Source organism: Sphaerisporangium sp. NPDC005288, assembly GCF_040607475.1.
GTDB classification, from domain to species: Bacteria; Actinomycetota; Actinomycetes; order Streptosporangiales; family Streptosporangiaceae; genus Sphaerisporangium; species Sphaerisporangium rhizosphaerae.
Window position 1 is genome coordinate 258296 of sequence record NZ_JBEXGT010000003.1, and the last position, 17430, is coordinate 275725.

Below are 17430 nucleotides of genomic sequence, written 5' to 3' on the forward strand. Positions count from 1 at the left end.
TCACCCCTGCCGGCCGGCCATGTCTGTCATTCCCACCCCGCCGAGCCGCCGAAGATAGGACGCCCGAACACCTCGGCGCGTTGTCATTCGCCTTCAAGTGTTTCCTCTGAATGCTTTCTTTACCAGGCCCGTCCCAAACTCCGTACGCCTGTGCCACGATGTGTCGGTGCGAAGGCGAGTGGTTGCGCGGTGCTGCTGCCTGGCGCTGATCTTCCTGGTCGCCGCCTGCGCGGTGATGTGGGTCCGTTATCGGTCACCTCTTTACCAGAGTTCGGTAACGGTCGCGTTCATCACCAAGACCTCCCACTTCCAGGGAGAGGTGTACGACCACTTCACCGACAATCACATCTACATGGCGCTCGCCACGGCGCGGTTCTTCGACAACCCGAGCACCAAGGAGCGCCTGCGTGCCATGGGGGGCACGGCGGCCTTCCATTACGAGGTGGCCCACTGGGGCAACGAGGAGCTTCCCGTGTACGGCCAGCCGTACGCGAGCCTGCAAGCCCTGTCGGACGACCCCAAGCAGTCGATCGACACGCTGAACCTGGCGCTCAAGCTGCTCACCCAGAAGCTCCAGCGCCTGCAGACGTCCGCGGGGGCCAGCGGCAAGGTGATGATCAAGTGGCAGCCGATCGGCGACATCATGGGGCCCGAGCGGCAGTCCCTGCAGAGAAGCCGCGCCATGGCCGGCATCGTGCTGCTCACGCTCCTTTCGTCGGTGGCCGTCCTGTTCGCCACGCGTGACAGGAGCGCCGACCGGCACCGGCCCGGGCCGCCGCCGGTCGCGCCGCTCCCGCCGAGGCGCTCGCGACCGCCGCGCGTCGGGGCGAGCACGACCATCCAGATCTGATCGGAAACAGCACAGCGCGCTTCCGGCGAACCCGTTGTGGAGCGTTCCGCAGACCTACCACCTGGAGTTCCTCGGTGTTCTCTCCGCTGTCGCGCCGGTTGACCCTGCTCGCCGTCTCGCTCGCGCTCACCGGCACGGCCGCCGCGGGCTGCGGCAGCGGCTCGGCCGACGACGGGCGCGAGCCGGTCCCGGGGCAGACCCGCCAGCCCGGCACCCCGGCTTCACCCGGCACGCGCCCGTCGCCCGCCGGCGACGGCTTCCCCTCGGCGGCGACCACCGGCGTGCGTCCGGGCACGCCGCTGAAGAAGGTGGGCGAGGTCACGGTGCTCAAGCCCGGCGCCGTGGTGGAGAACCTGGAGGTGCACGGCAAGCTCAACATCAAGGCCGCCAACGTGACCGTGCGGAACGTGCGGGTGGTCGGCGAGGGCGACTGGTCGGTCATCCAGGCGGCGGGGGCGTCCGGCGCGGTGATCGAAGACTGCGAGATCTCGGGGAACGGGGTCGTCAAGGCGCAGTGGGGCGTGCTCAACCAGGGCGGCGACATCACCGTCCGGCGGGCGAACATCCACACCGTGTCCAACTCCGTGGGCACCGACCACGGGCTGATCGAGGACTCCTACATGCACGACTTCAAGGAGTACCCCGGCGACCACGTGACCGGCCCGCAGGTCAACGGGTCACCGCAGAAGGGGCTGACCCTGACGATCCGCCACAACACCATCCTCAACCAGATCTCGCAGACCTCGGCCATCTCGATCTATCAGGACTTCAGCCGGGCGCACGACGTGCTCATCGAGCACAACCTGCTGGGCGGCGGCGGGTACGCCATCTACGGCGGCGAGGGCAAGTTCGGCAAGGCCACCGGCATCCGCATCGTCGGCAACGTCTTCACCCGCCGCCTGTTCCCCAAGGGTGGCTACTGGGGGCCGGTGACGTACTTCAACGCCAAGGGCAAGGGCAACGAGTTCAAGCGCAACACCTGGGAGGACACCCGCGAGCCCGTCACCCCCTGACCGGGGGACGGGTCACATGGCGGCGGGCGAGTAAGCGTCCTTGAGCAGGAGCCGGGACGTGCCCGATCCGTCGGCCGGGACCTGCCAGACGTCGGAGCTGTCGCCGCGCAGCCGGCCGTACATGACGGTGCGGTCGTCGAGCCAGGCCGCCTGGTCGTCCACGTTCGCCGTCTCCGCGAGCGCCGTCTCCCGGCCCGAGCGCAGGTCCAGCGTGTACAGCCGCCACGGGTCGGTCGCGTCGCCGACGCGCTTCTTGTACGCCACGCGGGTGCCGTCCGGGGAGAGCGAGGGGCACTCGGCGTTCTCCCGCAGCACCCGCATGCGGCGCGCGGCGAAGTCGCCCTGCACCAGGTAGGTCTTGCCCGCGCTCGACACCGTCGCGTAGAAGCGGTTGTCGTCGGCCGCGAACGTCACACCCCAGTAGTTCAGGTCGGCCGCGCTGTGCACGCGGCCGTCCTTGACGAGCGTGAAGTCCTCCAGGCTCTTGACGAGCGTGCCCGTGCGGGTGTCCAGGATGCCGGCGCGGGTGGAGAAGCCGACGCTCAGGTAGGAGTCGCCCGCCACGAAGAACGTCCAGGCCGCCATGCGCCCGCTCGCCGACACCCGCGCCCGGCTCGGGATGCCGGACAGCGGCACCTTGCGCAGCTCGCGTAGTCCGCGGTCGAGCACGATGGCCTCCGACCGGGTCACCAGGCCGGTGCTGACGCGCAGGCACAGCGCCGTGCCGGCCGCCGCGTAGAAGCGCTTGCAGTGCAGGCCGGTGGGACGCTGCTCGCCGCCGTCGCCCCGCTCGATCGCGAAGACCTGGCCGCTGTCGGCCGCGGGGCCCGCGCGCACCGCCAGCAGGTCGCCCGCGTCCAGCGCGGTGGCACTGGGCGCGGGACGGGCGGCCGGCGCCGCGGCCGGCGCGGGACGGGCCGCCTGCGACCTGGCCCGCAGCACGTAGACGGTGCCGACCGCGCCGGCCAGCAGGACCGCCACCACCAGGATCGCGACCCGCGCCCGCCCCGACAGGCTCCCGACCTTCACGACGTCCCACCGGGCGCCGCCTCAGACGGGTCCGCGGACGCCGCCTGAAAGGGGCCGCCGGGCACCGTCTCGAACGGCTCCCCGGACGCCACCTGGGACGGGTCGCCGGGCGCTGCCTGGGACGAGTTGCCGAGCACCGTCTCGGACGGGTCGCCGGGCGCCGTGTGAGATGGGTCCTCGCGCTCGGGGGCCGGGGGCGCGGGGAACTCCGGGCCGGTGAGCAGGCCGTCGGCCTCGATGTAGGTCTCGCCGGTGCGGGGGCACCGCCAGCGGCCCGGGGACTCCTCGCGCAGGGTGACGCCGGCCCGGCCGACCCAGCCGACGCGGCGGGCCGGGGTGCCGGCCACGAGCGCGAAGTCCGGGACGTCCCTGATCACCACGGCGCCGGCGGCGACCAGCGCGTACCGGCCGACGGTGCGCCCGGCAAGGATCACCGCGCGCGCGCCGACCGAGGCGCCCCGGCGCACGACCACGCCCTCCGCGCTCCAGTCGCCGTCGCGCTTCAGCGTGCCGTCGATGTCGGTCGAGCGCGGGTAGACGTCGTTGGTGAGCACGGCGGCCGGGCCGACGAACACCCCGTCCTCCAGCACCGCCGGCTCGTACACCAGCGAGTAGTTCTGCAGCTTGACCCGGTCGCCGATGCGGACGCCCGGCCCGACGTACGCGCCGCGGCCCAGGATGCACCCCTCCCCTAGCGCGGCGTGCTCGCGCACCTGGGCGAGGTGCCAGATCACGGTCCCGGTGCCGATCGTGGCGCTCGGATCGACATCGGCGGTGGCCGCTATTCGCGGTTCGGTCATCGGAGACTCCCGTTAGGGGTGGATACTTCGGAACTATGCCAAGCGCGAGCGTCATCATCCCCGCCCACAACGAGGCGCGGGTCATCGGCCGGCTGCTTTCCCGCCTTCTGGCGGAGGCGTCCAAGGACGAGTTCGACGTGGTGGTCGTGGCCAACGGGTGCGACGACGACACCGCGTCCGTGGCGCGCGGTTTCGGGGTTCGCGTGGTCGAGACGCCGGTGCCGTCCAAGCGAGAGGCGCTGCGCCTCGGCGACGAGGCCGCGGCCGTGCATCCCCGCGTGTACGTGGACGCCGACATCGAGATGGGCACCGCCGACCTCCGCGCCCTCCGCGACGCCCTGCTCGACGGCACGGCAGAAGCACGGGACGGCATGGCGCACGGCAGCGCGGACGACGCCCACAAAACAGGGACGCCCGGCAGCGCGGAGCAGGTGCGGGACGGCGGGGTCCGCGGTGTGCCTGACGCGCGGGAAGGCGACGCGGACGGTGGTTCGGATGATGTCCGGGGCGTCGCCGCGCCGTCGCGTGGGACCGCTCCAAAGGCGCTCGCGGCGGCTCCCGAGCGGGCGCTGGTGCTGGGTGACCGGCCGTGGCCCGTGCGGGCCTACTACGCCGTCTGGAGCCGCCTGCCGGCCGTCCGCGAGGGGCTGTTCGGCCGGGGCGTCATCGCGGTGTCGGAGGAGGGCAACCGCCGCCTCATGGACCTGCCGCCCGTCATGGGCGACGACCTGGCGGCCTCGCTCGCCTTCGAGCCGGCCGAACGGCGCGTGGTGCGGCACGCGCACGCGGTCATCCACCCGCCGCGCACGCTCGGCGACCTGCTGCGGCGCCGGGTACGGGCCGTCACCGTGGTGGCGGAGATCCAGCAGGGCCCCACGTCCGGCCAGGAGGCCCGCACGGGCCTTCGCGACCTGCTGGCCATCGCCGGCCGCGCGCCGTGGCTCGTGCCTCATCTCGGGGTGTTCCTGGCCGTCACGCTCGTCGCGCGCGCCCGGGCCCGCCGCGCCGTACGGGCCAAGGACTACACGACGTGGCTGCGCGACGAGAGCAGCAGAACCTGACGAAGCGCTCACCGGCGTCCACCAGGCCGCCCGCCGCACAACGGCGCCGACCTCACCGTCCACCTTCCCACCGCCCCGGCGCCGAAGAGCACAGCAAGCCGGTGGAACGAGACCACCCGCGCGCTGAGGGCGAAGCGCACCCGCCCAACAGCCGGCCGACCGCCGAGCGCGAAAATCGCCATACGACGGCGCCGACTTCGCCGACCACCTTCCCACCGCCCCGGCGCCGGAAAACCCAGCCACCTGGAGGAACAGAACCACCTCGCCCCGCCGGTGGAGGACCGTGCGAAGGAGAGCCTGCCGTCGACGACGAGGGACACCTGGCGACGCTGAGCAGGCCGGGCGGGGAGGGACACCTGCGCGACGGCGAGCAGGCCGGGCAGGGACCGCCGCCTGGAATAACAGCGCCGAAGGCACCATTTCCGGGACGGGCTGTGCGCGCTTCTGGGATGGGCGGGGGTGGTCAGGGTGGGCGGTGGTCATGGGTGGTTGCGGGCGTGGAGGTACTCCTTTGCCACCATCCAGGCGAAGCGGGTGTTGGTGGACAGGTAGCGGGGGCCGAGGCGGAGGGGTTCCTGCAGGAAGCGGTAGAGCCACTCGGCGCCGAGGCGCTGCCACAGGACGGGGGCGCGGCGCACCTTGCCGGCGAGGACGTCGAAGGACCCGCCCACGCCGTGGTTGACGCCGGCGCGGATGTCGTCGGCGAAGCGCGCGAGGAAGATCTCCTTCTTCGGGGAGGTCATGCCGAGGAACAGCAGGTCGGGCTTGGCCTCGCCGATGCGCGCGGCCACTTCGGGCGCCTCCTCGTCGGTGAAGTAGCCGTCGCGGGCCCCGGCGACCGTGAGGCCGGGGTAGCGGCGGCGCACCTCCGCGACCACCCGTTCGAGCACCTCGGGACGGGCGCCGAGGAAGTAGGCCCGGTAGGAGCGCCGGGCGCCCTCCTCCATCAGGGCGGTGAACAGGTCGATGCCGGCCACCCGCTCGGGGAGGGGGTGGCCGAGCAGCCGGGAGGCCCACACGACGGCCTGGCCGTCGGCGACGACGAGGTCGCAGGAGGTCACCGAGTCGCGCAGCGCGGGGTCGTGGCTCATGTTGACGGCCTTGGCCGCGTTGACGACCCCGATCGTGAGGTTCTCGCGGTTCTCGACGGCCTGGACGCACCGGGCGACGGTCTGCTCCATGGTGAGGGCGTCCAGGGAGAGCCCGAGCAGGGCCCGGCGCGGCGGCGCGGCGCTCACCCCTGCTTCCCCGGCGTGTCGCGGGGCAGCGAGAACAGCCACGCGTACAGCAGCCATCCCAGTTCGTAGGGGCGGCACTCGCGGTCGACGGCGAGCGGCGGGTAGATGCGGTCGAGCACGCCGATGCGCGAACCCTGGTTGATCGCGGTCGCCACCGCGCGCACGCCGCGCACGATCTTCTTGGGGTCGTCCCGGGCGGCCTTGCGCCACGTCAGGTCGAGCTCCTCGATGATCAGCTCGTCGTCGATCTCGGGCCGGGACGTCATCCAGTGCAGCCCGAGCGCGATCTCCTTCAGGTAGGAGGTGCCTCCGGCGTCGGCCAGGTCGAGCAGCGCCATCGGGGCCATGGAGAGCTGGTGGACGCTGTAGACGGGGTAGCCCTCGACCACCCCGCCGGTGCGGGCGTCGTAGTGCCACCACCATTGGCCCTCCGGCCCCTGGGCGGCGCAGATGCCCGCGGCGATCTGCTCGGCGGCCTTGAGCGCGTCGCCGTCCCCGGTGTGCGCGTGCAGGCGCGCGAGGGCCTGCAGGGGGTACACCTGGTCGGCGAAGCATCCGACGTGGGCGCGGTACCAGGAGGCGGGGCCGAGGACGTGCCGGTAGAGGCGGTCGCCGCGCAGGCCGGTGAGCAGCCGCTCGCGGGCGTGGTCCAGCCGCCCGGAAAGGCCGTCGCCGGAGCCGGCGACGCGGTGGGCGGCGACCAGGGCGGCCAGCGCCCAGGAGACCTCCACGGTGTGGACCGGGTCGCCGGGGCGCACGGCGCCCTCCAGCTCGGCGAGCCGGCGCAGGCCCGCGTCGAGGTCGGGGTGGCCGCTCTCGGCCGCCGCCCACGCGATGAGGGCGGCGTCGCCGAGGTTGGCGACGGCGGGCAGCTCCTTGAGCAGGTTGCCGACCAGGTCGTGGACGGTGTCGCCGGCGAGGGCGTCCCGCTGCCGGTCCTCGGGAAGCGCGGCGGCGCCAAGGGCGACGATCGCGCTGTAGCGCACGCTGCGTCCCTCGGGCACCGCCGTCCAGCGTCCGTCATCCCCGCGCCTGCCGCGCCTGGTGAAAACGAACATGCCGTCGGCGTAGCCCGGAGGAAGCCCGCGGACCGACAGGCCGACCATGCGGTCGGCGAGCTCGGCCGCGGGCGCGTCGACCGCGGCGAGCGCGCCGAGGCGGCCCTCATGGCGAGTCATCACTCACCCCACATCTCTGACTCGAATTAACGAAGGGAATTGATTAACGGCCCAGCGAAACCCAACGGGCACGACAAATTCCCATTGATAATGACATTTCACGATTTAGCGGAATCCCAGCCGCCGCGCCACCGGTTCCGGACCGTCCACAACTCGGCCCAGTCGCCGCGCTGCGCGGTGGGACGTCCCTGCCGCCGCATGTCCGGCGGGGCCACCCCGCGGCTCAGCGCCGCCCGCAGCCAGACCCCGAACAGCAGCATGGACACCCCCGCCCGGCGCAGCCCGCGCGGGAAGTGCCGGCGGACCACGGTGGCCTTGCCGGTGAACAGCAACACCAGCTTGCCGAGGCTGGAGGACGACATGCCGCCCGGGTGCACGAACACGGCCCGGTCGGTGACCATGGGCCGGTATCCGGCGCCCCTGGCCCGCAGGCACAGGTCGGCGTCCTCGCCGTACATGAAGATGCGGGTGTCGAACCCGCCCACCTCGTCCCACACCCGCCGGTCGACCAGCATCATCGCGCCGGTGACGATGGGCACGTGCCGCTCGCCGCTCCACACCGTCGGCGACTCCGGGTCGAACAGGGCACGGCCCGGGAAGACGGTGGAGAGGCCGGTGGCGAAGCAGAACACCGACCAGGGCGTCGGGCGGCCCCACCACGAGCGCGGGTCGTTCTCGCCGGTCTCGGTGACGCAGCGCCCGCCGACGATGCCGGCCCTGGGGTTGCGGGCCGCGCAGTCGAGCAGGGCGGTGAAGGTGTCCGGCTGGACCTCGGCGTCGGGGTTGACGAAGACGACGTGGGCGCCGCGCGCGGCCCGCGCCCCGGCGACGCAGCCCTCGGCGAAGCCGCCGTTCTCCTTGCGGTCCAGGATGGTCGCCCACGGAGCGGCGGCCCTGGCGACCTCCACGGTGTCGTCGGGAGAGTTGTTGTCCACGACGATGACCTCGGCGTCGAGCGCCTTGATCGCGCGCTCCACGGCCGCGAGGCAGCGGGCGACGTAGCCGGCGCTGCGATAGGTCACGATGATCACAGACAGGTTCATCCGCGCGCCTTCCTGAGCATCGGGACGGCGACGGCCAGGGCCAGGCCGAGGCCCGCCGCCATCGCCACGACCGCGGCCCGCGGTCCCTGGGCGGTCCACAACAGGCCGAAGGCCCACGAGGCGGCCATCGCGCCGAGCGCCTGGGCGGTCTGGACGACGGCCAGGCCGGTGGCCCGCCGCTCCTCCGGCAGCAGCGGCCCGGCCAGCGCGCTGACCACGCCGTCGGTCGCCGCGTACGACAGCCCGCGCAGCACCAGCACCGCGACCAGGACGGCCGGGCCGGGCGGGAGCAGCAGGAGCACGTAGCAGGCCAGCAGGGCCACATAGCCGCCGATCACGACCGTGGAGCGGCCGGCGCGGTCGGCGAGCCGCCCAAACGGCACCGCCGCCAGCAGGTACGCGGCGGCGACCCCGACCGGCAGCAGCGGCAGCCATCCGGCGTCGATGTCCAGCCTGCGCTGGAGCAGCAGGTAGAGGAAGGAGTCGCTGATCGTCGCGAGTGACAGGGGCGTCATGGCCACCAGCACCCGGCGGAACGGCCGCTCGCGCACCAGCTCGGCGGCCCCGCGCAACGACACTCCCCGCCGCCGCCCGCGCGCCGCCTGCTCCGCCGGGACAGCCTGCCCCTTCGGGAGCGCCTGGTCCGCCTGGGGGGCGTCCGGCCGCGCCGTCTCCGATCCCGTCGCGGCCACCGCGCCGGTCGGAACGTCCACGTGCGGCTCGGTGACCGTCCCCGGAGATGCCGCGGAGCCGGGCGTCGCGGGGCCGGACATCCCCGCGGCGCCCGGCTCGCGGACGAATGCGCCCGGCTCGCGGACGAAAAGGGCCAGGACCAGCACGCCGATCGCGGCGACGCAGCCGCTGACCACGAAGACCGCGTCGTAGCCGGAGGTGGCGCCGACGGCGGCCACCACCCCGAAGGCGGCGAGCGGGCCGATGAGCGCGCCGGCGGTGTCCATGGCGCGGTGCAGGCCGAAGGCGCGGCCCTGCGCCTCGGGCGGGACGCTCAGCGAGATCATCGCGTCCCTGGGCGCCGTGCGCAGGCCCTTGCCCGCGCGGTCCAGCCCGATGACCAGGCCGATCAGCGGCACGGACCGCCCGGCCAACAGGTAGCCGAGCTTGCACACCGCCGACAGCGCGTATCCCGCGCCCGCGACGAGCTTGCGGCGGCGGAAACGGTCGGCGACGTGCCCGCCGGCCAGCCGCAGCACGGCCGTCGCGCCGGTGTAGACGCCGTCCAGCAGGCCGAACTGCATCGGGCTGAGCGCGAGCTGGTAGATGAGGTAGAGCGGCAGGACGGCGGTGACCATCTCCGAGGAGATGTCGGTGAACAGGCTGACCGTGCCCAGCGCGACCACGTTCCCGGCGAGCATGCCGACCGCCCGCGGACCGCCCGCGCCCGTCCCTGCGGCCCCGGCCCCACCGGCGCCCGCACCGGAAGCTCTCGCGCCGTCCGCACGGGCAGCGGTGCCGTCCGCGCCGCCAGCGCCGTCCGTGCCGTCCGTGCCGTCCGCACGGGTAGAGGCGCCGTCAGCGCCACCCGCGCGGGTGGGCGCGCCCGCGGCGGCCTTGGAGGCGTCCGACCGGCGGGTCTCCGACAGGTACATCAGACCGGGCCTCCGACCAGCGAGGGCCAGGCGTCGTGCAGCGCCTCGCGCCAGTGGCGCAGGGGCCGCATGCCGGCGACGGCCCAGCGGTCGTGGCCCAGCACGCTGTAGGCGGGACGGGCGGTCGGCGAGGGGAAGGCCGCGCTGGAGACGGGCCGCACCCGGGACGGGTCGGCTCCGAGCAGGGTGAAGACCTCGCGGGCCAGCTCGAACCAGGTCGTCTGGCCGCCGCTGGTGCCGTGGTAGACGCCGGGCGGGGCGTCGGAGCGGGCCAGAGACAGCAGGCGCGCGGCCAGGTCGCCGGTCCACGTCGGCTGCCCGCGCTGGTCGTCGACCACGTTGACGGTGTCCCGCGACCGCTCCAGGGCGATCATCGTCTGGACGAAGTTGCGCCCGCCCGCGCCGTACAGCCATCCGGTGCGCACGACGTAACCCGCCCGCGGCAGCAGGCCGAGGACGACGGCCTCGCCGGCCAGCTTGCCCCGCCCGTAGGCGTTGATCGGCCGGGTCGGCGCGTCCTCCGGGTAGGGCGTGCGGGCCGTCCCGTCGAAGACGTAGTCGGTGGAGATGTGCAGCAGCCGGGCGCCGATCTCTTCGCAGCCGAGGGCGAGGGCGCGCACGCCGCTGCCGTTGACGACGAGCGCGTCGATCTCGTGCGTCTCGGCGTCGTCCACGGCGGTCCAGCCGGCGCAGTTGACCACGACGTCCGGGCGCTCCTCGCGCAGCAGTTGCCGCACGCCGTCGGGGTAGCGCAGGTCGAGGAGGTCGCGTCCGCAGGCCAGCACGTCGGGCGCCTCGGAGGCGCGTTCGGCCTCGGCCACCACGGCGCCGCCGAGCATGCCCTTGGCGCCGGTGACCAGCAGCCGCTTCACCGAGCGCCCTTCAGTGGCTTCCACCAGGACGGGTTGTCGGCGTACCAGCCGACCGTGGCGGCGATGCCCTCGTCGAAGCCGGTGCGCGGGGCGTACCCCATGCCGCGCAGCCTGGCGTCGTCCAGGGAGTAGCGGCGGTCGTGGCCCTTGCGGTCGGGGACGGGCTCGACCGAGCTCCAGTCGGCGTCCAGCTCGGCGAGGATGCGCCGGGTGAGCTCGAGGTTGCTCAGCTCCGCCGTGCCCGCGATGTGGTAGACCTGGCCCGGCTCCCCCCGCTCGGCGACGAGCTGGATGCCGCGGCAGTGGTCGTCCACGTGCACCCAGTCGCGCACGTTGCCGCCGTCCCCGTAGAGCGGGACCTTGCGGCCTTCGAGCAGGTTTGTGACGAAGAGCGGGACGACCTTCTCGGGGAACTGGTAGGGCCCGTAGTTGTTGCCGCAGCGCGTGATCGACACCGGCAGCCCGTGGGTGACGGCGTAGGCGCGGGCCATCAGGTCGCCGCCGGCCTTGGCCGCGGAGTACGGCGAGCGCGGCGCCAGCGGGGCGTCCTCCGCCCAGGAGCCCTCGTCGATCGAGCCGTACACCTCGTCGGTGGACACCTGGACGACCTTGGGCACCCCGGCGTCGAGGCACGCCTGGAGCAGCGTCTGGGTGCCGAGGACGTTGGTGCGCACGAACGCGCCCGGCCCCTCGATGGACCGGTCGACGTGCGACTCGGCGGCGAAGTTGACCACCACGTCGTGACCGGGGACGACCTCGGCGAGCAACCCGGCGTCGCAGACGTCGCCGCGCACGAAGGCGTAGCCTCCCTCGACGGGGGCGAGGTTGGCGAGGTTGCCCGCGTAGGTGAGCAGGTCGAGCACGGTGACCTGCGCTCCCGCGAACGCGGGGTAGCCGCCGCCGAGCAGCGTGCGGACATAGTGCGACCCGATGAAACCGGCCCCGCCGGTTACCAGAACCCTCATGAGCTGATCTGCACCTTGCTGTGATCTCCGAGCACCAGCCGATGGGCTCTGGGCGTGTTGGGAGCGGGCGTGACCTCGACGTCGTGCCCGATCAGGGACGCCTCGATGCGGCGCACCCCCTGAATGGACGCGCGCCTCAGCACGATCGAGTACTCGATTTCGCTGTCCACGAGCCGGCAGTTCTCCGCCACGGAGGTGAACGGCCCGACGTAGGAGTCGCGCACGACCGCGCCGGCCCCGATGATCACCGGTCCGACGACGCGGGAACGGGTGACCCGCGCTCCCGCCTCGACCACGACCCGCCCGATGAGCTCGCTGTCGTCGTCGACCTCGCCGTCCAGCCGCCGGTCCAGCTCCTCCAGCACGAGCCGGTTGACCTCCAGCATGTCGGCGACGTTGCCGGTGTCCTTCCAGTAGCCGGAGATCACGGTGGAGGCGACCGGGCGGCCGGCGTCGATGAGCCACTGGATCGCCTCGGTGATCTCCAGCTCGCCGCGCCAGGACGGCTTGAGCGCCGCGACGGCCTCGTGCACCGCGGGACTGAACAGATAGACGCCGACCAGGGCCAGGTCGCTCTTGGGGTCGTCGGGCTTCTCCTCCAGGCCGACCACCCGGCCGTCGGCGTCGAGCTGGGCGACGCCGAACTGCCGGGGGTCGGGCACGCGGGTCAGCATGATCTGGGCGTCGGGCCGCTCTCCGGCGAACCGCCGCACCAGGGGCTCGATGCCGCCGACGATGAAGTTGTCGCCGAGGTACATGACGAAGTCCTCCTCGCCCAGGTAATCGCGGGCGATGAGCACCGCGTGGGCGAGGCCGAGGGGGGCCTGCTGGCGCAGGTAGGTGACCTCCAGGCCGAAGGCCGACCCGTCGCCGACGGCGGCCTCGATCTCCTTGTGGGTGTCGCCGACCACCATGCCGACCTCGCGGATGCCCGCCGCGGCGATGGCTTCCAGCCCGTAGAACAGCACGGGCTTGTTGGCCACCGGCACGAGCTGCTTGGCCGAGGTGTGGGTGATCGGCCGGAGGCGGGTGCCTGACCCGCCGGCGAGCACGAGCGCCTTCACTAGTACGCCCCTCCGCCGCGGGTGACGGCCGACCAGGTCTTCCACAGGATCTGCAGGTCCAGGATGAGCGACCAGTTCTCGACGTAGCGCAGGTCGAGGCGGACCGACTCCTCCCAGGACAGGTCGGACCGGCCGCTGACCTGCCACAGGCCCGTCATGCCCGGCTTGACGACCAGGCGCCGGCGCACGTCGGTGCCGTACTGGGCGACCTCGTCGGGAAGCGGCGGGCGCGGGCCGACGAGCGACATCTCGCCGCGCAGGACGTTCAGCAGTTGCGGCAGCTCGTCCAGCGAGTACCGGCGCAGGAAGCCGCCGACGCGGGTGATCCTTGGATCGTTCCGCATCTTGAACAACACGCCGTCAAACTCGTTGTCATCCAGGAGCTCCAGCTTGAGCTTCTCGGCGTCCCGCACCATGGTGCGGAACTTGAAGACCTGGAACTCCCGCCCGGCACGACCCACCCGGGTCTGCCTGAACAGGGCGGGCCCCGGGCTGGTCGTGCGCACGAGAAGCGCGATCACCAGCATGGGCAGCGCCAGGACGGTCAGCGCCGCCGTCGCCAGCAGCCGGTCGAACAGGCTCTTGACGATCTGGCGCGTCCCGTCGAACTCGGGGTGCTCGACGTGCAGCAGGGGCATGCCGGCGACCGGCCGGATGCTCGTGCGCGGGCCGGCGACGTCCATGAGGGCGGGGGCGACGAACAGCTCGGTGCCCTTGCTCTCGATGCTCCAGGCCAGCCGGCGCAGCGCGGCGCCGTCCAGCTCGGGGCAGGCCAGCACGGCGACCGCGTCCGCGGACACCTTGTCGGCCACGATGGCGACGTCGGCGAAGTCGCCATAGACCGGGACGCCGTCGACGTCGAGCCCGTTGCCGGGGTACTGCCCCGGCGGCAGGCACGCCGCGACGACGCGCATGCCGTGGTACGGCTGGCGCCGGAACTGCATGACCAGGTCGAGCACGGCCGTCCTGTGCCCGACGGCGACGACGCGCCGGAGGTACTCGCCTTCGGCGCGCCGGCGGTGCAGCCGCTTGCGCATGCGGTAGCGGAACACCAGCGTGAGCGCCGTCGCCAGCGGCAGCATCGCCATGACATAGCTACGGGCGATCATCGTCTGGGTGGCGTACGCGGCGATCGCCACGGCCGCCGTGAGCCCCACCCCGCCCTCGAAGACCGCGCGGAACTCCTCGCTGCCCTCGCCGTGACTCTTCTCGCGGTACACCCCGGCCAGCACCATGGCGCCGGGCCAGGCCACCAGCGCGAGGCCGAAACCGAACAACAACTCCGACCACGGGATGAAGGCGCCCACCCAGAGCCTGAATCCCATGACCGCCTCACAGGCGATCAAGGCACACGCCAGATCGCCCGCCAGTAGAGCCCGCATATAGGAGCGCGTCCAGATACTGGACGCCGTCAGCGGGCCTACTTCAAGGAGCGCGGCGTCACGCTCCTCCAGCCCCACCCTCATGCCCACCCCTACCCTGCTCACGCCGGACCGTGGCTGCTGCCGGACCGTGCAGATACCAGACGGCCATTGCGTCCCTTTGGTTGACACGTGGCTCAAACATCACGAGCGCGGGTACCCGTTCACATACTAAAGATCGTTACATCGGCGCGAAATAGCAGTGCAATGGCCACAATCGGCCTCAAACTCCGGACCGAGGTCGCTTGACGGAACGGTCCAAAACCGTGTAGGCGGCCCCGGCCTCGCTAGATTCGGCACATGTCTGGTATTCGCCTGGAGCGGTCCGGCCCGGTCACGACCGTCGTCCTGTCGCGCCCGCAGGTCCGCAACGCGGTGGACGGGCCGGCCGCCGCCGCGCTCGCCGACGCCTTCCGCGCCTTCGAGGCCTCCGACGCGGCCGTCGCGGTGCTGTGGGGCGAGGGGGGCACCTTCTGCTCCGGCGCCGACCTGCACGCGATCGGCACCGAGCGCGGCAACCGCGTCGAGCCGGACGGGGACGGCCCGATGGGCCCGACGCGCATGCGCCTGTCCAAGCCGGTGGTCGCGGCCGTCGAGGGGTACGCGGTGGCCGGCGGGCTGGAGCTGGCGATCTGGTGCGACCTGCGGGTGGCCGCCGAGGATGCGACCTTCGGGGTGTACTGCCGCCGCTGGGGCGTTCCCCTGGTCGACGGCGGCACCGTGCGGCTGCCGCGGCTGGTCGGGGCGGGCCGGGCGATGGACATGATCCTCACCGGACGCCCGGTGGACGCCGCGGAGGCCCTGCGCATCGGCCTGGCCGACCGGGTGGTCCCGCCAGGGACGGCGCGGGCGCACGCCGAGGAGCTGGCGCTCCAGCTCGCCGGGCACCCCCAGGAATGCATGCGGCAGGACCGGCTCTCCGCCCTGGAGCAGGAGGGGCTGGCCGAGGAGGAGGCCCTGCGCAACGAGTACCGCCACGGCCTGCTCTCGCTGCGCGGAGCGGTCGCCGAGAACGTCGGCCGCTTCAGGTCGGGCGCGGGCCGGCACGGAAGCCGGCCGCCGGAGGCCGGCCCGTGAACCGGACGGCCCGCACCACCGCGCGGCCGTCCGCCGGGGCCACGCGGACGACCCGGCACCCCTTGGTACCGGTTCAGTCGTATTCGAGATCGGGCAGCGGGGCGGGCGGGTCGGGGCTGCGCCACACGACCACGTAGGTCGGCGTGGCGGCCGTGAACGCCTCGCTCAGCCGCTCGAGGTCGAAGTCCGGCAGATAGCGCAGCCGCGCCAGGAAGGTGGCGTCGGTCGCCGAGCGCGGCACCACGCATCCTTGCCCGTCGCGGTCGAGCAGGACGATCAGGATGTCGGATTCCGTGACCCCGCCGACCCGGACCTCGACGACGTCCTCCCACGCGAGGGCTTCCACGCTGCCATCGGCGTAGTGACGTGTGACGCCCTCTTCGGTGACGTAGACATAGGTATCCGGCACAGAGTTGCCGTGCATGGGCGCGATTGTGACGACTTACGAGCACTCCATGCAAGGGAAGCCGCTCATCAGCGCCATTTCACCGCGCGCGCGGACCGTCATTCATCGCCCCAAGTGTGGTCCAGATGGGCGGCCACGGCCGCCCGGGCGGCCTCCGCCGGGCCCCGCGCGATGGCGTCCAGCAGGTGCCGGTGCTCGGCGACCAGCGTCGCCCGGTCGGGGTAGACGGTGCGCAGCCGCACCAGGCCGAGCCGGGTCTCGGCTGCCAGGACCCCGTAGAGGCGCTCCAGCCGGGGGCTGCCCACGGCGACGATCAGTTCCTCGTGCAGCGTCATGTGCTCGGCCACGACGTCGGCCCACGGGGCGTCCCGCTCCAGGGCGGCCATCCGGGTGAGCGCGGAGTCCGCGCGGGGTACCCGCCGGCCGGCCAGCCTGACCGCCATGAGGTCCTCCAGCGGCCGGCGGACGTACATCAGGTCGTCCAGGTCGGTGCTGGTCACCTCCGGGACGTAGGCGCTGCGGTTGCGCTCGCGCCGCAGCAGGCCCTCGTGGACGAGCAGTGCCAGGGCCTCGCGGACGGTCGGGCGCGCCACGCCGTAGAGCGTCCCGAGCTCCTGCTCGGGCAGCGCGGTGCCTGGGGGGATCTCACCGGAGAGCACGCGCCGGCGCAGGGCGGCGGCGAGGGCGTCGACCGTGGAGACCGGGCGCAGCTTCACGTCGACGATTGTGCCCGCTCGCCGCGGGCGCCGGCCCGCGGCCCCGCCTCCGGGGCGCCGGTCCGCGCGGGAAGTGCCACCACGACCAGGCCCGCGCCGAGCAGGGCCAGCCCCGCCCAGGAGACGGCGGTGAGCCGTTCGTGCAGGACGGCCACGCCCAGCAGGGCCGCCACGGCGGGTTCGGTGAGGGCCAGGGTGGCCGCTCTGGCCACCGGCGTGGTGCGCAGCCCGCGCCCGTAGAGGTAATAGGACAGGGCGGTGGTGGCGCAGCCGAGGTACAAAGCGGTGAGCAGCCCGCGCGGATCGGCCGGCAGGGGCGTGCCGCCCCAGAGCAGCACCGGCAGCATGACCACCGCCGCGCCGCCGAACATCACGCCCATGACCGCGCCGGAGGCCGCGCCCGCGGTGATGGACCGGGCGGCGGTCACGGCGTAGAAGCCGTAGAGCAGGCCGCCCAGGAGGGCGAGCAGGACGCCGGCCGGATCGACGCCGACCGCCCGCCCTCCAAGGACCAGGGCGGCGCACCCGGCGACGGCGGCGGCGGTCGCGGCCGTCCAGCGCCGGCCGGGGCGCGCGCCGTCCTGCAGCCAGGACAGCACCCCGGTGAAGGCCGGACCGCTGCCGATCGCCACCACGGTCCCGACGGCGACCCCGGTGCGCCCGACGGCGGCGAAGTAGCAGAGCTGGTAGGCCGCCACGGCGAGCGCGGCGGCGGTCAGCGGCAGCACGCGGCGCCGCCCGCCGGTCAGCAGGCGCCAGGCGGCCGGCCCGGCCGCCGTCGCGAGGACCGCACCGCCGATGACCAGGCGGGCGGCGGCCAGTGTCACAGGGTCGGCCGTGCCGCCGGCCGCGAGGGCGCCCGCCGTCCCGGCGGTGCCCCACAGGACGGCGGCGGCCACGACGGCGGCCGTTCCGGCGAGGTTCGAGGAGGGGTGGTGGCGCATGGGAAATATTGTCTGACAACCAGACGAAGTTGACCAGTATGGGATGGTTACTACTCCGAAACACCCCCGTTTAGTTACTCAAGGGCCCTACCTCCCCCTGACCCACGTTGATACTGTTTCGCCACCAATAACCCGCGTGTAACGAT

At 73.0% G+C, this 17430-nt stretch carries 17 protein-coding genes; 4 read left to right on the top strand and 13 right to left on the bottom strand.

Annotation, left to right across the window (positions count from 1 at the left end):
* The first annotated feature begins 166 nt into the window (after positions 1–166).
* Both ABZU32_RS04800 and ABZU32_RS04805 read left to right on the top strand, forming a co-directional pair.
* Positions 167–850, top strand: coding sequence for a hypothetical protein (locus ABZU32_RS04800; protein WP_354917156.1), 684 nt, complete (start codon positions 167–169; stop codon positions 848–850).
* 74 nt (positions 851–924) lie between these two features.
* Positions 925–1863: a hypothetical protein gene (locus tag ABZU32_RS04805; protein WP_354917159.1), complete on the top strand. Its 939-nt coding sequence runs from the start codon at positions 925–927 to the stop codon at positions 1861–1863.
* Between the two features lie 12 nt (positions 1864–1875).
* On the opposite strand, the gene ABZU32_RS04810 is transcribed toward ABZU32_RS04805, so the two are convergent.
* Positions 1876–2892 carry a hypothetical protein gene (locus ABZU32_RS04810; protein ID WP_354917162.1) on the bottom strand — a complete coding sequence of 339 codons (1017 nt, stop codon included), beginning with the start codon at positions 2890–2892 and terminating at the stop codon, positions 1876–1878.
* Positions 2889–3692 carry an acyltransferase gene (locus ABZU32_RS04815; protein WP_354917165.1) on the bottom strand — a complete coding sequence of 268 codons (804 nt, stop codon included), beginning with the start codon at positions 3690–3692 and terminating at the stop codon, positions 2889–2891. Before ABZU32_RS04815 ends, ABZU32_RS04810 begins: the two co-directional genes overlap by 4 nt.
* A gap of 35 nt (positions 3693–3727) precedes the next feature.
* On the opposite strand from ABZU32_RS04815, the gene ABZU32_RS04820 reads away from it, so the two are divergent.
* Positions 3728–4753, top strand: coding sequence for a glycosyltransferase (locus ABZU32_RS04820; protein ID WP_354917168.1), 1026 nt, complete (start codon positions 3728–3730; stop codon positions 4751–4753).
* A gap of 479 nt (positions 4754–5232) precedes the next feature.
* Here ABZU32_RS04820 and ABZU32_RS04825 read toward each other — a convergent pair whose 3' ends face one another.
* The 8 genes from ABZU32_RS04825 to ABZU32_RS04860 all read right to left on the bottom strand — a co-directional run bounded on the left by ABZU32_RS04825 (position 5233) and on the right by ABZU32_RS04860 (position 14186).
* The gene (locus tag ABZU32_RS04825) at positions 5233–5991 is read right to left on the bottom strand and encodes a WecB/TagA/CpsF family glycosyltransferase (RefSeq protein ID WP_354837993.1); all 759 of its coding nucleotides are present in this window, start codon (positions 5989–5991) and stop codon (positions 5233–5235) included.
* Positions 5988–7169 (bottom strand): hypothetical protein, encoded by a 1182-nt coding sequence (locus ABZU32_RS04830; RefSeq protein WP_354917171.1) that lies wholly within the window; start codon positions 7167–7169, stop codon positions 5988–5990. Before ABZU32_RS04830 ends, ABZU32_RS04825 begins: the two co-directional genes overlap by 4 nt.
* Before the next feature lie 98 nt (positions 7170–7267).
* Positions 7268–8212, bottom strand: coding sequence for a glycosyltransferase family 2 protein (locus ABZU32_RS04835; RefSeq protein ID WP_354917174.1), 945 nt, complete (start codon positions 8210–8212; stop codon positions 7268–7270).
* On the bottom strand, positions 8209–9585 hold the full coding sequence (locus ABZU32_RS04840) for an MFS transporter (protein ID WP_354917177.1): 1377 nt from the start codon (positions 9583–9585) through the stop codon (positions 8209–8211). Before ABZU32_RS04840 ends, ABZU32_RS04835 begins: the two co-directional genes overlap by 4 nt.
* Positions 9586–9818: 233 nt before the next feature.
* On the bottom strand, positions 9819–10715 hold the full coding sequence (rfbD, locus tag ABZU32_RS04845) for a dTDP-4-dehydrorhamnose reductase (protein ID WP_354917180.1): 897 nt from the start codon (positions 10713–10715) through the stop codon (positions 9819–9821).
* Positions 10688–11656: a dTDP-glucose 4,6-dehydratase gene (gene rfbB / locus ABZU32_RS04850; RefSeq protein ID WP_354917183.1), complete on the bottom strand. Its 969-nt coding sequence runs from the start codon at positions 11654–11656 to the stop codon at positions 10688–10690. Before rfbB ends, rfbD begins: the two co-directional genes overlap by 28 nt.
* Positions 11653–12720 carry a glucose-1-phosphate thymidylyltransferase gene (locus ABZU32_RS04855; protein WP_354917186.1) on the bottom strand — a complete coding sequence of 356 codons (1068 nt, stop codon included), beginning with the start codon at positions 12718–12720 and terminating at the stop codon, positions 11653–11655. The genes rfbB and ABZU32_RS04855 overlap by 4 nt, the downstream gene beginning before the upstream one ends.
* On the bottom strand, positions 12720–14186 hold the full coding sequence (locus ABZU32_RS04860; RefSeq protein ID WP_354917189.1) for a sugar transferase: 1467 nt from the start codon (positions 14184–14186) through the stop codon (positions 12720–12722). The genes ABZU32_RS04855 and ABZU32_RS04860 overlap by 1 nt, the downstream gene beginning before the upstream one ends.
* A gap of 255 nt (positions 14187–14441) precedes the next feature.
* Here ABZU32_RS04860 and ABZU32_RS04865 point away from each other — a divergent pair, with 255 nt between their 5' ends.
* Complete coding sequence (locus tag ABZU32_RS04865; RefSeq protein WP_354917192.1) at positions 14442–15218, top strand: crotonase/enoyl-CoA hydratase family protein; 777 nt, start codon at positions 14442–14444, stop codon at positions 15216–15218.
* A 73-nt stretch (positions 15219–15291) separates the two neighbouring features.
* On the opposite strand, the gene ABZU32_RS04870 is transcribed toward ABZU32_RS04865, so the two are convergent.
* The 3 genes from ABZU32_RS04870 to ABZU32_RS04880 all read right to left on the bottom strand — a co-directional run bounded on the left by ABZU32_RS04870 (position 15292) and on the right by ABZU32_RS04880 (position 17284).
* On the bottom strand, positions 15292–15642 hold the full coding sequence (locus ABZU32_RS04870; protein WP_354837977.1) for a hypothetical protein: 351 nt from the start codon (positions 15640–15642) through the stop codon (positions 15292–15294).
* 80 nt (positions 15643–15722) lie between these two features.
* Positions 15723–16340, bottom strand: coding sequence for a GntR family transcriptional regulator (locus ABZU32_RS04875; protein WP_354917195.1), 618 nt, complete (start codon positions 16338–16340; stop codon positions 15723–15725).
* Complete coding sequence (locus tag ABZU32_RS04880; protein WP_354917198.1) at positions 16337–17284, bottom strand: EamA family transporter; 948 nt, start codon at positions 17282–17284, stop codon at positions 16337–16339. Before ABZU32_RS04880 ends, ABZU32_RS04875 begins: the two co-directional genes overlap by 4 nt.
* Between the last annotated feature and the right edge of the window lie 146 nt (positions 17285–17430).

Coding starts and splice junctions, on each gene's coding strand:
- ABZU32_RS04860 (WP_354917189.1), bottom strand. CDS start 14,186: ATGAGGGTGGGGCTGGAGGAGCGTGACGCCGCGCTCCTTGAAGTAGGC.
- ABZU32_RS04830 (WP_354917171.1), bottom strand. CDS start 7,169: ATGACTCGCCATGAGGGCCGCCTCGGCGCGCTCGCCGCGGTCGACGCG.
- ABZU32_RS04880 (WP_354917198.1), bottom strand. CDS start 17,284: ATGCGCCACCACCCCTCCTCGAACCTCGCCGGAACGGCCGCCGTCGTG.
- ABZU32_RS04815 (WP_354917165.1), bottom strand. CDS start 3,692: ATGACCGAACCGCGAATAGCGGCCACCGCCGATGTCGATCCGAGCGCC.
- rfbB (WP_354917183.1), bottom strand. CDS start 11,656: ATGAGGGTTCTGGTAACCGGCGGGGCCGGTTTCATCGGGTCGCACTAT.
- ABZU32_RS04865 (WP_354917192.1), top strand. CDS start 14,442: ATGTCTGGTATTCGCCTGGAGCGGTCCGGCCCGGTCACGACCGTCGTC.
- ABZU32_RS04870 (WP_354837977.1), bottom strand. CDS start 15,642: ATGCACGGCAACTCTGTGCCGGATACCTATGTCTACGTCACCGAAGAG.
- ABZU32_RS04835 (WP_354917174.1), bottom strand. CDS start 8,212: ATGAACCTGTCTGTGATCATCGTGACCTATCGCAGCGCCGGCTACGTC.
- ABZU32_RS04820 (WP_354917168.1), top strand. CDS start 3,728: ATGCCAAGCGCGAGCGTCATCATCCCCGCCCACAACGAGGCGCGGGTC.
- ABZU32_RS04840 (WP_354917177.1), bottom strand. CDS start 9,585: ATGCTCGCCGGGAACGTGGTCGCGCTGGGCACGGTCAGCCTGTTCACC.